Source organism: Cryobacterium sp. MDB2-A-1, assembly GCF_004402675.1.
Classification (GTDB): Bacteria; Actinomycetota; Actinomycetes; order Actinomycetales; family Microbacteriaceae; genus Cryobacterium; species Cryobacterium glucosi.
The window spans coordinates 113,165-126,597 of sequence record NZ_SOFK01000032.1 but is presented as its reverse complement, the minus strand read 5'-3'; the positions used below and the strand labels follow the sequence as shown (position 1 = coordinate 126,597).

Sequence of the window (13,433 nt, the reverse complement as noted above, 5' to 3'; positions counted from 1 at the left end):
CACCCGATGTCGATCATCCTCGGACCCAACCGGTACGGAAAAGCGGAAAACCGGGTTGTGCGCATCTACCGCGACTCCCCCCGGCACGAGATCCACGACATCAGCGTCTCGACCGCGCTCCGCGGCGACTTCGCCAGTGCGCACCTCGCGGGCGACCAGCTGAACGTGCTGCCGACCGACACCCAGAAGCAGACCGCATACTCCTTCGCGAAAGAGAAGGGGCTGCTCTCGATCGAGAACTACGGCCTCGACCTCGCCGCCCACTTCGTCGACACGGTCGAGCCCGTGCACACCGCCAGGGTCGAGATCGAGGAGTTCGCCTGGCAACGGGTTCTCATCGACGGCAGTGAGCACGACCACACCTGGGTGCGGCGCGGCCAGGAGGTGCGCACGGCGGCGATCACGGTCGAGGGCAGGGGCGCTGACCGGCGCACCTGGGTGGTCGGCGGGCTCAAGGACCTCGTGATCCTCAAGTCGACGGGCTCCGAGTTCGCCGGCTTCATGCAGGATCCGTACACGCTCCTGCAGCCGACCTCCGACCGGGTGATGGCGACCTCGCTCACGGCCGGCTGGCGTTTTTCGACGACGGATGTCGACTGGGAGGCCACCTACGACGGCATCAAGCAGGTGCTCGTCACCCAGTTCGCGACCGTGCACTCCCTGGCCCTGCAGCAGACCCTCTACGAGATGGGCCGGGCCGTGCTCGAGGCCTTTCCCGTGGTCGCCGAGGTGCGCCTGTCCGCCCCGAACAAGCACCACTTCCTCTACGACCTCTCCCCCTTCGGCGTGGCCAACGACAACGAGGTGTACCACGCGGCCGACCGCCCGTACGGGCTGATCCAGGCGACCGTGCTGCACGACGACGCCGCGGACGCAGGATCCGCCTGGGACTCGTACACGGGGCTCGTCTAGGTGGTCATTTTCGTTGCGGGTCCGCCCGTACGATGGCTGTGATGAGCACCCCCGCGCCGGCGTCTGCGGCCTCCCCCGATCCGTCGGCCGTTCCCGCGCCGACCGCCCACGTCTATCGCGGTCACGTCTTCCACATCGCGGGATCCCCGGTGGTCGCCGACGCCCGGGAGCACCTCGTCTCCCTGCCCGACGGCGCCCTCGTCACCGGTGCGGACGGCAGAATCGCCTGGGTCGGGCCATTCGCCGCTCTTCCGGCCGCGTTCCGCGACCACCCGGTGACGGACAACCGCGGCGGGTTCATCCTGCCCGGCTTCGTCGACACCCACCTGCACTACCCGCAGACCTACTCGACCGACGCCTACGGCGGCGGCCAGCTGCTCGAGTGGCTCGACAACTGCGTGTTCCCCGCCGAGACCCGGCTGCGCGACCCCGAGTTCGCGGCGCGCATCGCCCGCGACTTCACCCGGCGACGGGTCGCGGCCGGCACCACGAGCGCCCTCGTCTTCGGGTCGGCGTTCCCGCACGCCCAGGATGCACTTTTCGCCGAGAGCCAGGCCGCCGGGCTCCGCCTGGTCAGCGGCCGCGGGGTGCAGACCGTCGGGTCGGGCCCTGCCGGCGCGCTCCTGACCGGCGAGGCCGAGGCCCTCGACCTGATCGGGGCCGAGATCGATCGCTGGCACGCCGTCGACACCGGCGACCCCGCGACGGCGCTGCTGCAGGTCGCGGTCGTGCCCCGGTTCAGCCTCTCGGTGACCCCGAAGACCCTCGCCGGCCTCGGCGAACTCTACGACGACGCGCGCGAGCGCGGCGTGTACTTCCACTCGCACCTCAACGAGAACAACCGGCCCGGCACCGGCGAGATCGACGCCGTGAAGGCGGTGTACGGGGTCGACACCTACCTCGACACCTACGACGGGCTGTTCCTGCCGGGGTCGAAGCGGGGCGGGTCGAGCCTGCTCGGTCGGCGCAGCATCCTCGCCCATGCCGTGCACTGCGAGGATGCCGAGCTCGCCAGGCTCGCCGAGACCGGCACCTCGGTGGCGCACTGCCCGACCTCGCAGCAGTTCCTCGGTTCCGGGACGATGCCGTGGCTGCGTACGACCTCGTTCGGCGTGAACGTCGCGATCGGCTCGGACATCGGCGCCGGCGACGAGTGGCTGGTCTCGCGGGTGCTCAACGACTGCTTCAAGGTACACCTGTCGGAGCCGGGCGACGCCGGTCTCTCGCTCGACCCCGCCGCGCTGCTCTTCACCGGCACCCTTGCCGGCGCCCGCGCCCTCGACATGGAGGCCAGGTTCGGCAACTTCGACGTGGGCAAGGACGCCGACTTCCTGCTCATCGAACCGGACCGCTGGGAGCCGCTTGCGACCGTCCTGAACCGTGGCATCCGGGCAGACGACGAGCGGATGGCCACGGACCAGACCCTCTTCGCCCTGCTGCTCGCGCTCCGCCAGCCCGCGATCACGGGAGTGTTCGTGCGTGGACGCCGCGTGCTCGCCCCCGAGTAGCGCGGCCCCGCCCCGCGGCACCGAGCTCCCGGCGCCGATCAGGGCTCGGGGTGCTCCTTCTCGAGGGCATTCGCGAGCGCGATCGAGAACGCGGCAATGAGCACGAGGAAACGAATGGTCGCCGTCCCGTCGTTGTGGCCGGTCGCGACCATCCCGATCACGTCGAGTCCGGACCAGGCCAGCGCCACCACTCCGACACCTGCGAATGCCCGGCTCCCGAGTGCCCGGTCACGAGCGTCGCGGTATTCGAAGGTGCCGATCCGGTCCCTGTCCCGTGCGGTGGCCCGGCGGGCATAGCGGGCGACGCCGACCCAGAACACCGCGGCCCCGAGGAGGGCGAACGCGCCGGCCACGTTGCCCTGAAGCGCAGCGATGACGGCACCGATCAGTATGGCGCATGCGATGAGGGTGTTGGCCGGTGAGACCGGCAGTCGTTCCCGGATCCTGGACACGAGCACCTCCTGAAACACTGGTCGGGCCGAACTTCGGCACGCATCACCGCACGTGCGAACGAGTGAGGACACCGACCCCGCCAGTCTCTCATCCGGCGGTCGTCCCGGATGACTTTGGCCGGTCAGGGGCGGGCAGACGCCTCGGTCAGCCGCTCGGGTCAGCTGCCGCGGTACGTCGAGTACGCGAAGGGGCTGAGCAACAGCGGCACGTGATAGTGCTCGGCCGGGTCGGTCAGGTCGATGGTCACCGAGACTTCCGGGTACAGGGTCGGCTGGCCGGTTCCGGCGAAGTAGCGCCCGGTGTCGAAGGTGAGGCGGTACCGACCGGCGGGGAGATCGACGGGACCGAGCATGGAGACCCGGCCGTCGGCATCCGTGCCGGCGTTCGCGAGCACGTGCCAGCCGGTCTCGAGCTTCCGCTCGAGCTCGACGGGAACCCCGGCTGCGGGCCGGCCGGACACGGCGTCGAGGACGTGGGTCGTGATGCGGCTTCGGGGAGTCGCGGTCGCGGCGGCGGTCGCGGCGGCGGAAGGGGTCGCCGGAGCGGTCGTGGTGCCGGCGGCCGCCGTCGCGGCGACGACGTCGGCGACCACGCTCGCGACGAGATCCTCGGAGTCCGGCGAGTCGGCGGCGCCGTTCCGGGCGGCCCGCTCGGCGGCGAGGCGTTCTGCGACGGTTCCGGCGAGCGTGGCCAGCCGGAGCAGGGCGATGTCGCGCAGTTCGGTGCCGACGATCTTCAACTCGGCGGCGTCGTCGAGCGCGAGGCGCCGGTGCAGTTCGGCGAGGATCTCGGTGCGCGACCGGCCGGATGCGCGGATCAGGAAGACCCGGCCGAACCGCTCCTCGTACGCCCGGTTGCCCTCGGCGATGGCCGCGGCGAGGGTGGAGTCTGCGGCGTCGGCGGATGACTGCTCGCTGCGGGAGAACCGCGCGGCCTGCGAGTCTCCCCGCGGGGTCTCGCCGATCCGCGGGTGCGCGGACAGCGCTTCGTCGATCTCGCTTCGGCTCAGCGGTGTCGCGGCCGTGCGGGCGGCGGCGAGCAGGGCGGCTGCCGAATCGAACGGTGACTGCGACGCGACCTCGTCGACCCAGCGGGGTACGGCCAGGCAGGTCAGGAGCGCCTCGCGAAGCTCAGGTGTCGACATCCTCTTCATGGCAGTTCCCCTCGTCCTGGTCCAGCCTAGAGTGCCCGTGGCGAGAGCGCATACGATGGCGGGCATGGTGAATGCAGACGCAGCGCGCGACCGGGCGGATGCCGGGAAAGCCCCGGTCGCGGGGCTTGTGCTGGCAGCGGGGGCCGGTTCCCGGTTCGGGCAACCGAAGGCGCTCGTGCGCGGGGCCGACGGTGTGCCGTGGCTCGTACGGACCGTCCGCGTGCTCCGCTCGGCGGGTTGCTCCCCCGTCGTCGTCGTGCTCGGAGCCGAGGGTGCCGCGGCCGCCGCGCTGCTCACCGAGGCGGGTCTGATCGACGCGGCGGCCCCTGCGGTTGCCGGCCCCGACCGCGCGACGCTCGTCGTTCATGCCGCCGACTGGGCCGAAGGGCTGTCGGCCTCACTGCACGCGGGGATCGACACGGTCCTCGGTCTCGCCGGAGCCGTGGGCGCCGTTGCGGTCGTTCCCGTGGACGTCCCCGACCTCGACGCCGCAACGGTCGCGCGGGTGCTCGACGCTGACGCGGGCGTGACCCCGGATAGCCTGAGGCAGGCCGTTTTCGGCGGCCGGCCGGGGCATCCGGTGCTGATCGGGCGCGCGCACTGGGAACCGCTGCGGGCGCAGCTCACCGGCGACACCGGGGCGCGGCCCTTTCTGCTCGCCCACGGCGTGCTCCCGGTCGAGTGCGGCGACCTCACGACGGGCGCCGACGTCGACACGCTCCCCGGCGTGCCAGAGGCGTGACCGCGGCGAGGTGACTACCGGGCCGGGTAGTCTGCGGCGAGGGCTCGGACGGCGGCCTCGAGGGCGTCAACGGCGAGGGCGACGTCGGCCGCGGTGACCGACTCGTCCGGGTGGTGACTGATGCCGCCGGCACAGCGCACGAAGAGCATGCCGACGTCGGTGATCGCGGCGATCGCCATCGCGTCGTGACCGGCGATCGAGGGCAGCTCGCGCGGGGCCGGCTCGGCCGGGGCCTCCGCGCCAGCTTCGGTCGAGCGGATGCCCGCCGCAATCGCCGCACGCAACCGCGGCGAGCAGGCCACGGCAGCCGCCTCGTGAACCTGGTTGCTGTCGAGGTGCAGGGCGCGCGTGGCGCAGACGTCGGTGAGGGTGTCCTCGATCAGGGTCCAGCCCCTGTCGCGGTCGGCGTCGTCCGGCGCACGCAGGTCGAGGCTGAACTCGACCTTCCCTGGGATGACGTTGACGGCGTCCGGAAACACCCTCAGGTGGCCGACGGTGGCGGTGAGACCCTCGGCGCGGGCGATGCGTTCGATCGTGGTGATGCACTCCGCGGCCCCGGCGAGGGCGTCGCGGCGGCGGGGCCACGGGGTCCCGGAGTGCCCGGCGGACCCGGTGACCGTCAACAGGAAACGACGGGCCCCTGCGATCCCGGTCACGACGCCGAGGGCGCGGTTCTCCTCCTCGAGCACGGGCCCCTGCTCGATGTGGGCCTCGAGGTAGCCGACGAGTTCCTGTGGGGCGCGGGCGGCGTCGCCGACCTTGGCGGGGTCGAGCCCGAAGGCGGCGAATGCCTCGCGGAGGCTCGTGCCGCTCGCGTCGCGCAGGTCCCACCAGGACTCGAGCCAGGTGCCGGCGACGGCCCGGCTGCCGAGCAGGGTCGTGCCGAAGCGGGTGCCCTCCTCGTCGCCGAATGCGGCGATCTCGAGGGCGAACGGCAGCGGGCGGCCGGAGGCGGCGATCCGCCCGGCGACCGTGATGGCCACGAGCACGCCGAGGATGCCGTCGTAGCGGCCCGCCGCGCGCACGGTGTCGAGGTGGGAGCCGAGCATCAGGGCCGGAAGCCCGCGGGTGCGGCCGGAGAGCCGTGCGCACTGGTTGCCCGCGGCATCCTGCCAGGTCGTGAGTCCGGCAGCGGCCATCCAGCCGGCGACGCGGTAGTTGACGGCGGCGTGCTCCGCGGAGAGGTAGGTCCGCTCGATCCCGTCGGTGAGGGACGAGTGCCGGGCGAGTTCCTCGCACCGGGCGAGGATCACGGCCGCGTCGGCATCCGACACCGTCGGCACCGCCGCCGTCATGAGAGCACCGCAGCTGCGTCGGCGGCGGCCCCGGAGGCGTCGGCACCGGCACGGTCCGCGTCGGCGTACAGGTCCCAGGCCGCGCCGACTCCCCCGCCGCCCGTGACGGATGCCCCCGCGCGCCGGAGCACCTGTTCGAGCGCCGCAAGGGTGGTCAGCACGGTGTCCTTGCGGGCGTTGTAGCCCATCACGCCGATCCGCCAGACCTTGCCGTGCAGCGGACCGAAGGAGGTACCGATCTCGATGCCGAAGTCCTCGAGCAGGGAGCCGCGCACCGCGTCACCGTTGACGCCGTCCGGAATCTCGACCGCGACGACGTTGTTCATCCGGTGGGCCGGGTCGCCGAAGACGGAAAGCCCCAGCCCGTGCACTCCCGCGAGCATCGCCGAGCCGTGCAGCCGGTGCCGGGCGACGGCGTCCGCCAGCCCCTCCTCGACCAGGAGGCGCGCGCACTCCCGGGCGCCGTAGAGGGCGGTCGTCGCCTCGGTGTGGTGGTTGAGCCGACGGGGACCCCAGTAGTCGAAGAGCATCGCGAGATCGAAGTAGTTCGAGCGGATCCGGTTGGACAGCACCGCGTCCCCGGGTTCGCGGATCCCGGCCTCGATGCTCCGGCGGGATTCGATCACGTCGACGGCGCGGGCCGAGAACGTTGCCGGCGCAGAACCGGATGGCCCGGCGAGGCACTTCTGCAGGCCGGCGGTCACGGCGTCGAGGCCCCAGGCATCCGCTTCGAAGGTGTTGCCGCCGAGCGAGGCCGTCGCGTCGGTGTAGAAGAGCACGCCGTGCCTGGCGCAGATGTCGCCGAGCTCGTCGAGCGGCTGGGCGAGGGTCGTCGAGGTGTCGCCGTGCACGATCGCGAGCAGCGCCGGCCGGGTCTCGATGATCGCCTGTTCGATCGCGGCGGGCGTGAACACGGTGCCCCACGGCACCTCGCGCACGTGCACCTCGGCGCCGACGCGTTCGGCGATCTCGCGGAGGAGGTGCCCGAAGCGCCCGAAGATGGGCACGAGCACGCGGTCGCCCGGCTGGATCAGCGAGACGAGGGCGGCCTCGATCCCGGCGCGCGCGGTGCCGTCGATCACGAGGGTCTGTTCATTACCGGTGCGGAATACGTCGCGGTACAGGCCCATCGTTTCGGTCATGTAGCCCGTCATCGCCGGGTCGTACTGGCCGACGAGCTGCGCGGACATGGCGCGCAGCACCCGGGGATCCGCGTTGATCGGCCCCGGCCCCATCAGCAGGCGCTGCGGCGGGTTGATCGGAAGGCTCGGAACGGGGGTCGACTGCAGCGGATACGTCACATCATCAGCTTAGGCACGGAGCGTTTCCACGGTGTTACCCACGATCCCCGCCGTGCCGGTCCCGACATCCGCCGCGACTTCGGCGGCCAGCCCCTGGGAAAGGCCTGCGGCATGGTCGAGCAGCGCGAGGTCGCTGTGCCGCGGCCCGACGAGGCTGAGCCCGAGCGGCGCCCCTGCGACGGAGAGGCCGGGAAGGGACACGGCGGGGTATCCGCCGATCGCGGCGAGGCAGGTCAGTGAGAGTGTCGCGGTGCGGATCGCTTCGATCCTGGCCCCTGACGCGGTGCGGGCCGGCGCGGTCGACGAGGCGGAGGGCAGCAGCAGGATCCGGCCGTCGAGGGCCGCGTCGAGCCGTTCCCTGGCCTCGGCGAGGTCGATCCGGTGCCCGGCGGCTTCGTCCTCGTCGATGAGGGAGGCGAACGCGAAACGGGAGCGCACGTCGGGGCCGAGCGTCCCGGGGTGGGCGTCGACCCAGTCGCCGTGGGCCCGCCAGGCCTCGGCCGCCTGCACGGTGCGGAAGGTCTCGAACAGGTCGGCGAGCGGGTCGAGGGAGATGATCTCGACCGCGGACATGTGTCCGCTCCTCTCGAGGCGGTCGACCGCGTCGACGAACGCGGCCTGGACGCCCTCGTCCGCGGCGAAGACGGTCTGGGCGCACACGGCGAACCGGGCGAGCACCGGCAGCTGCCGGTCGGTGTCGAGCGAGGCCGCTGCGGCGGTCCTGAGCACCTCCTGGCCCCTCGCGAGCCAGCCGACCGTGTCGAATGAGGGCGCGAGCGGCAGGACCCCGTCGCGGCTGACGGCGCCATGGCTCGTGCGCAGCCCCCAGAGCCCCTGGTACGAGGCCGGCACCCTGATCGACCCTGCGGTGTCGGTGGCGAGGGCGAGGTCGGCCTGGCCGAGAGCGACGGCGGCGGCCGGCCCGCTTGACGAACCGCCCGGAAGCCCACCCGGAACGCGCGGATTCGGGGGCGTGCCCGAATGCACGTTGGCCCCGGCGATGCTGTACGCGAACTCGTCGGTCTGCGCGATGCCGATCACGCTGGCCCCTGCCCGGAGGAGTGCGGTCAGCGAGGGCGCGCTCGCGGTCGCGGGTGTCGCGCTCTCGAGGTAGGACGGGTTCCCCGCCCCGACCGCGAACCCGGCCACGTCGAAGAGGTCCTTGACCGCGACCCGAACGCCCGCGAGGGTCCCGCCGGCCTCGCCGGCGACGAGCGGCGTGCCGGCCACCCGCCAGATGCTGCGGTCGATCGCGGGAGCGGACGCTGCGACCTGCGCGGTCTCGATCCGCCAGCCCGCGGCTGTCCGGCTCCACAGCTGGGTCACGAGCCCGGCCCCGCCGGCGAACGGCTCGTTCTCCGAGACGATCAGGGCGTGGTCTGTCCCGATGGCGCGCACGTGCAACGAGCGGATGCTGCGCCGCACGACACCGGGACGGCCGGCGCGGAACCCGGCGATCGCATCACTCCCGACGAGCAGGCCGGCCGCGTCGCCGCGGAGCGTGTGCGGTCCGGGCACGAAGAACCCGGCGAGGGCCCCGAGGTCATTGGCGGCGAGCGCGGCCTCGTAGTCCTCGAATGCGCTGAGCAGGCCGGCCGGCAGCTCGCCCGTGACCGAGGTCGGCACGAGGTGGGGTGCGAGGGTGCGCTCAGGCACCGAAGTCCGCCGTCCGGATACGGCCGTGCACGCCCGTGACACGGTCGACGACCTGGGAGATGTTGAAGTCGGTCGCCGCGCTCAGGTAGGCGTACGCGAGGGTCGGGTCCATGCCGTACCGCGCCCCGAGCAGGGCGATCGCGGCGCGCACACAGGCCCGCATCGCTTCGTCGAGGTCGGGGTCGAGGCCGGTCGGCACGAGGAACTCGCCCGTCTCGGCGAGCGGTCCGGTCAGTTCGCCGAAGAGTGCAGCCGCCTCGACCGCCGGAATGACGTCGAAGCGGATGCGCACCCGCAGGCTGGCCTCGAGTGCGGTCAGCGCCACCTCGCCATCGCCCTGGGCGAAGTGCGGGTCGCCGACGTAGGCGAGCGCGCCAGGCACCTGCACGGGCAGGTAGAGCGCGCTGCCGACGGTGAGCAGGCTGATGTCGAGGTTGCCGCCGTGCGCGCCCGGCGGGACGGAGTGCGGCCGGGCGTCTCCCGCGACGCCGACGCCCATGATGCCGAGGAACGGGTCGAGCGGGAAGCGCACGACCCGGTCGCCACCGGGAACGAGCGGGAGGGTGCCGAAGAGCGCCCCGGCTTCCGTCCCGAAGTCGGGATCGGTGTCGACCTCGGTGAACACGGAGACCGTCCCCGGTCCGACGGGGTACTCGCCGGGGAGCGCCCCGCGACCGTGGCGACTCGAGATGACGCCGTACGGCACCCGGGGAGTCGCCTCGAGCAGGGTCATCCGGAGCAGGTCGCCCGGCAGCGCCCCGCGCACCTCGATCGGCCCGGTCACGACGTGCGGGCCGTCCGCCTCAGCATCCCGCGGGTAGTTGCTTGCGGCGAGCGCGACGGCATCCGCCAGCACATCGCCCGCTGCGATGCCGTGGCCGCCGAAGAAGGCGAGCGGGTCCCGACCCTGGTCCTCGAGCAGTCCCTCGTGGCTGAGAGTGTCGATCGTGACTGTGTCACCGGATCCGATCGAGAACACCGCGGCATCCGCTGCGCAGGGCAGGCGTCCCCACAGCACGGTCTGGGGGGTGGCCGGAAGGTAGTGCCCGGGCGCGATGCTCCCCATGCCGGGCTGCAATACGACGTGCGACATGGGAGCGCCTTCCAGGAACACGGAAACAAGAACGTGGTTCTTCACACTATTGGTGCCTCGCGATCGAGGCTATCTCCCGTTTGCGTGCCATTCGACCAGCCGGTACGTTTCAGGTCACTGTTGACACGATCGACATGAGTTTTACCTCCAGGAAACAATTGCAGCAGTCCCCGTCCCGAAGGATCACCCGTGCTCGAGAAGCTCCGCCGCCATCCCGCGAACCTCCACCTCGGCCTCATGCTCGCGCTGACGTTCTCCACCGGCCTGGCGGATGCCGTCGGGTACCTTGGGCTCGACAAGGTGTTCACCGGCAACATGACGGGGAACGTCGTCATCCTCGGGATGGCCCTCGCCGGCGCGAGCAACCTGCCTGTGCTCGGCCCGCTGCTCGCCCTGTTCACCTTCATGCTCGGGGCCGCCGTCGGCGGGCGGGTGCTGCGGCCCGTTGCGATCGGCTGGACGACCCACGCGACGGTGCTGTTCGCGGTGCAGGGCGTGATCATGGCGGGACTGGCGATCGCCCTGTTCCTCGGGGGCGGGCATCCGCCACAGCCCTTCGACCTGGTGATCACGAGCCTCCTCGCCGCGATGATGGGACTCCAGGCCGGGGTCGCCCGGCACATCGGGGTCAAGGACGTCACGACGGTCGTCGTGACGTCGACGATCACGGGACTGGCCGCCGACTCGAGGCTCGGCGGAGGAAAGGGCCAGCCCTGGTTCCGCCGGGTGGCCGCGATCCTGCTGATCTGCGCCGGCGCCGCCGTCGGGGCCCTGCTGCTCTCGGTGCACATCGGCTGGGGCGTCGCCCTCTCTGCCGTGATCACCCTCGTCGTCGCGTCGCTCGGGCATGCGGCCGGGCGCCCGCACCATGCGCCGGAAAACAGAGCGAGTGCATGAGTTTCCGGTCTTGGTGGCGGGAATGACCCCGGCGTGTGAGGCTTAACCGGTGCCGAAGACTTCTGAAAAATCGGACCTGCGTGAAGCCGTCTCCCTCGACCGCCCCTGGGTCACCATCGTGTGGGACGACCCGGTCAACCTGATGTCCTATGTGTCCTACGTGTTCCGCAGCTACTTCGGGGTCGCCCCCGAGGAGGCCGAACGCCTGATGCTGCGGGTGCACAACTCCGGCAAGGCCATTGTCTCCACCGGGAACCGGGAGTCGATGGAGCGCCACGTCGAGGCGATGCACGGCTTCGGGCTCTGGGCGACGCTCTCGCGCGAGGACTCCTGATGCTCTTCACCCGTGACCCGGCCGGAACGGTGTCCGCGAGCTTCGAATCGGTCGAGCTCGGGCTGCTCCGGCTCGCCGCGAGCCAGCTGATCGAGCTCCTGCTCGCCGCGGAGACCCATGCCCTCGGGACCAGCGCCGATCCCGCGCTGAGACGCCTGCTGCCGGACGCCTACCCTGACGACGCCGAAGCCTCGGCAGAGTTCCGCCGGTTCACCTCCGGGGATCTCCTCGACGGCAAGCTCGCGAACGCCCGCGTCCTGCTCGCCTCACTCGGCGAGGAACCCCTCGATAAGATCGCCGACGAACCGTCGCTGCCCTTCCTGGACGACCGCTTCGAGGTTCCGCCGATGCCGATCGCCCTCGACGACGTCGGCGTGCAGTCCTGGCTCCGCACGCTCACCGACCTTCGGCTCACGCTTGCCGAGCGTCTGCAGATCTCCCCCGACGGCGAACAGCACCTCGACGCCGACGAGGCCCCGCTGCTCAGCAGCATCTACGAGTGGCTCGGCATGGTCCAGGAGTCCCTCGTCTACGCCATCGACCGCTGAGCAGACGACCGCAGAGCAGACGGTGGCAGAGCAGACGGTGGGCGGGCCGGCGGTGGGCGGGCCGGCGGTGGGCGGGCCGGCGGTGGGCGGGGATCGTGGACGACTTGACAAGGCCTTCCGGCGATCTTAGATTTGTGAATACCTACCAACCATTCGGTATTGGGTAGGCAGACCCCGGGGTGACTCTTCGTCAGGGAGAATCCGAACGCCGTCTGTGCCGCACGAGCTGGCCCAGCACCACCAGCGTCGCGCACTTCGACAGGTCAAAGAGGATCATCATCACAGCCACCAGCACTCTCACCCCCGAAACGGGTCGGGCTATGACACCCCGTCATCGCATCCGCTTCTCGGCGGGCTTCTTCTTCTTCTCCCTGCTCTGGATGACCGCACTCGGGATCGTAGCCTCCGTTCTCCTGCCGCAGCGGCTGGCCGAGATCGCACCGGATTCCAAGGAAGCGGTCTTCGGCGTCCTCAACGCCGCAACCGCGGTGGTCTCCCTGATCAGCAACCTCATCGTCGGCAACCTCTCGGACCGCACCCGGTCAGTCTTCGGCCGGAGAGCACCGTGGATCCTGTCCGGCGGAGTCCTGGCCGGAATCACGCTGTTCCTCATCGGCGTCCTGCCCAACGCCTTCCTCATCGGCGTCAGCTACTGCCTCGCGATGGTGGGATTGAACATGATGATCGCCCCGGTGATGGCGTCACTCGCCGACCGGGTGTCCGAGTCGATGCGCGGAACAATGTCGGCGTTCATCTCGGCGGGCACGCTCGTCGGCCAGTCCGTGGGAACACTGATCGGCGCCGTCTTCATCACCTCTGTCCTCCCCGGCTTCGTCATTTCCGGTGTGGTCATGGCGATCTCGGGGCTGGCGGCGGTCATACTCTGGCCGCGCGAGAAGTCCGCACAGGACCTTCCCGTGCTGGAAAAGGACTTCGCGTCGATTCTGCGGTCGTTCCGACCGCCGCGCAACGCACCGGACTTCTACCGCGCATTTGCAGGACGCTCCCTCGTCATCCTGAGCTACTACATGATCCTGAACTACCAGCTGTACATCCTCCAGGACTACATCGGCCTGTCCACGGAGAATTCGGCAGCCACGATCGGCACCATGTCGATCCTGCTGATGATCGTGTCGTTCGTCGCCGCGCTCACTGCCGGTCCGATCTCGGACAGGCTCGGGCGCCGCAAGCTGCCCGTCGTCGGCGCGAGCATCCTCCTGGCCATCGGCTACGCCCTGCCCTGGATCTTCCCGAGCGTGCTCAGCATGATCCTCTTCGCGGCGATCGGAGGCGGCCTGGGCTACGGAATGTACGGCTCGGTGGACCAGGCGCTCAACGTCGACGTCCTCCCCAAGGACGAGAATGCCGGCAGGAACCTCGGATTCCTGAACATCGGCACCACCCTCGGCCAGATGGCCGGCCCGATCCTCACCTCCGTCATCGTGTCCGTCACCCAGTCGTATCAGCTTGTGTTTCCAACGGCTATCGTCCTGGTCGTTGTCGGGTGCTTGTTCATCCTGCGTATCAAGTCCGTGCGATAA

At 70.8% G+C, this 13,433-nt stretch carries 13 protein-coding genes and 1 pseudogene; 7 read left to right on the top strand and 7 right to left on the bottom strand.

Annotated features, from left to right (window positions below; all coding sequences use genetic code 11):
• Nucleotides 1-6: 6 nt before the first annotated feature.
• Nucleotides 7-912, top strand: a complete 906-nt coding sequence (gene pucL, locus E3O39_RS13850; protein ID WP_134448922.1) for a factor-independent urate hydroxylase — start codon at nucleotides 7-9, stop codon at nucleotides 910-912.
• Between the two features lie 41 nt (nucleotides 913-953).
• Nucleotides 954-2,420, top strand: coding sequence for an amidohydrolase family protein (locus E3O39_RS13845; RefSeq protein ID WP_134448921.1), 1,467 nt, complete (start codon nucleotides 954-956; stop codon nucleotides 2,418-2,420).
• Nucleotides 2,421-2,458: 38 nt separating this feature from the next.
• Here E3O39_RS13845 and E3O39_RS13840 read toward each other — a convergent pair whose 3' ends face one another.
• The 3 genes and pseudogenes from E3O39_RS13840 to uraD form a co-directional block, all read right to left on the bottom strand.
• Nucleotides 2,459-2,872: a hypothetical protein gene (locus E3O39_RS13840; RefSeq protein ID WP_134448920.1), complete on the bottom strand. Its 414-nt coding sequence runs from the start codon at nucleotides 2,870-2,872 to the stop codon at nucleotides 2,459-2,461.
• 158 nt (nucleotides 2,873-3,030) lie between these two features.
• Nucleotides 3,031-3,357 carry a hydroxyisourate hydrolase gene (gene uraH / locus E3O39_RS13835; RefSeq protein ID WP_134448999.1) on the bottom strand — a complete coding sequence of 109 codons (327 nt, stop codon included), beginning with the start codon at nucleotides 3,355-3,357 and terminating at the stop codon, nucleotides 3,031-3,033.
• A 201-nt stretch (nucleotides 3,358-3,558) separates the two neighbouring features.
• Nucleotides 3,559-4,017 (bottom strand): annotated as a pseudogene (uraD, locus tag E3O39_RS13830) (2-oxo-4-hydroxy-4-carboxy-5-ureidoimidazoline decarboxylase); the annotation flags it as partial.
• 73 nt (nucleotides 4,018-4,090) lie between these two features.
• Here uraD and E3O39_RS13825 point away from each other — a divergent pair.
• Complete coding sequence (locus E3O39_RS13825; RefSeq protein WP_241985083.1) at nucleotides 4,091-4,768, top strand: NTP transferase domain-containing protein; 678 nt, start codon at nucleotides 4,091-4,093, stop codon at nucleotides 4,766-4,768.
• Between the two features lie 14 nt (nucleotides 4,769-4,782).
• On the opposite strand, the gene E3O39_RS13820 is transcribed toward E3O39_RS13825, so the two are convergent.
• The 4 genes from E3O39_RS13820 to E3O39_RS13805 form a co-directional block, all read right to left on the bottom strand.
• The gene (locus tag E3O39_RS13820) at nucleotides 4,783-6,063 is read right to left on the bottom strand and encodes an allantoate amidohydrolase (RefSeq protein ID WP_134448919.1); all 1,281 of its coding nucleotides are present in this window, start codon (nucleotides 6,061-6,063) and stop codon (nucleotides 4,783-4,785) included.
• Nucleotides 6,060-7,298: an alanine--glyoxylate aminotransferase family protein gene (locus tag E3O39_RS13815; RefSeq protein WP_134448997.1), complete on the bottom strand. Its 1,239-nt coding sequence runs from the start codon at nucleotides 7,296-7,298 to the stop codon at nucleotides 6,060-6,062. The genes E3O39_RS13820 and E3O39_RS13815 overlap by 4 nt, the downstream gene beginning before the upstream one ends.
• Nucleotides 7,299-7,373: 75 nt before the next feature.
• Nucleotides 7,374-9,020 carry an AtzH-like domain-containing protein gene (locus tag E3O39_RS13810; protein WP_241985082.1) on the bottom strand — a complete coding sequence of 549 codons (1,647 nt, stop codon included), beginning with the start codon at nucleotides 9,018-9,020 and terminating at the stop codon, nucleotides 7,374-7,376.
• The gene (locus tag E3O39_RS13805; RefSeq protein ID WP_134448918.1) at nucleotides 9,013-10,113 is read right to left on the bottom strand and encodes an acetamidase/formamidase family protein; all 1,101 of its coding nucleotides are present in this window, start codon (nucleotides 10,111-10,113) and stop codon (nucleotides 9,013-9,015) included. Before E3O39_RS13805 ends, E3O39_RS13810 begins: the two co-directional genes overlap by 8 nt.
• Nucleotides 10,114-10,302: 189 nt before the next feature.
• On the opposite strand from E3O39_RS13805, the gene E3O39_RS13800 reads away from it, so the two are divergent.
• From E3O39_RS13800 to E3O39_RS13780, 4 genes are all read left to right on the top strand, one after another.
• Entirely contained in the window at nucleotides 10,303-11,010 is a 708-nt protein-coding gene (locus E3O39_RS13800; RefSeq protein ID WP_241975460.1) for a YoaK family protein, read from the top strand.
• Nucleotides 11,011-11,059: 49 nt separating this feature from the next.
• Nucleotides 11,060-11,344 carry an ATP-dependent Clp protease adapter ClpS gene (gene clpS / locus E3O39_RS13795; RefSeq protein WP_241975459.1) on the top strand — a complete coding sequence of 95 codons (285 nt, stop codon included), beginning with the start codon at nucleotides 11,060-11,062 and terminating at the stop codon, nucleotides 11,342-11,344.
• On the top strand, nucleotides 11,344-11,892 hold the full coding sequence (locus tag E3O39_RS13790) for a DUF2017 family protein (protein WP_134448917.1): 549 nt from the start codon (nucleotides 11,344-11,346) through the stop codon (nucleotides 11,890-11,892). The genes clpS and E3O39_RS13790 overlap by 1 nt, the downstream gene beginning before the upstream one ends.
• A gap of 320 nt (nucleotides 11,893-12,212) precedes the next feature.
• Nucleotides 12,213-13,433 (top strand): MFS transporter, encoded by a 1,221-nt coding sequence (locus tag E3O39_RS13780; RefSeq protein WP_134448916.1) that lies wholly within the window; start codon nucleotides 12,213-12,215, stop codon nucleotides 13,431-13,433.

What these genes read in the sequence shown, in the direction of transcription:
- E3O39_RS13845 (WP_134448921.1), top strand. Translation starts at nt 954, where the DNA reads ATGAGCACCCCCGCGCCGGCGTCTGCGGCCTCCCCCGATCCGTCGGCC.
- E3O39_RS13825 (WP_241985083.1), top strand. Translation starts at nt 4,091, where the DNA reads ATGGTGAATGCAGACGCAGCGCGCGACCGGGCGGATGCCGGGAAAGCC.
- E3O39_RS13790 (WP_134448917.1), top strand. Translation starts at nt 11,344, where the DNA reads ATGCTCTTCACCCGTGACCCGGCCGGAACGGTGTCCGCGAGCTTCGAA.
- E3O39_RS13815 (WP_134448997.1), bottom strand. Translation starts at nt 7,298, where the DNA reads ATGGGGCCGGGGCCGATCAACGCGGATCCCCGGGTGCTGCGCGCCATG.
- E3O39_RS13805 (WP_134448918.1), bottom strand. Translation starts at nt 10,113, where the DNA reads ATGTCGCACGTCGTATTGCAGCCCGGCATGGGGAGCATCGCGCCCGGG.
- E3O39_RS13780 (WP_134448916.1), top strand. Translation starts at nt 12,213, where the DNA reads ATGACACCCCGTCATCGCATCCGCTTCTCGGCGGGCTTCTTCTTCTTC.
- pucL (WP_134448922.1), top strand. Translation starts at nt 7, where the DNA reads ATGTCGATCATCCTCGGACCCAACCGGTACGGAAAAGCGGAAAACCGG.
- E3O39_RS13820 (WP_134448919.1), bottom strand. Translation starts at nt 6,063, where the DNA reads ATGACGGCGGCGGTGCCGACGGTGTCGGATGCCGACGCGGCCGTGATC.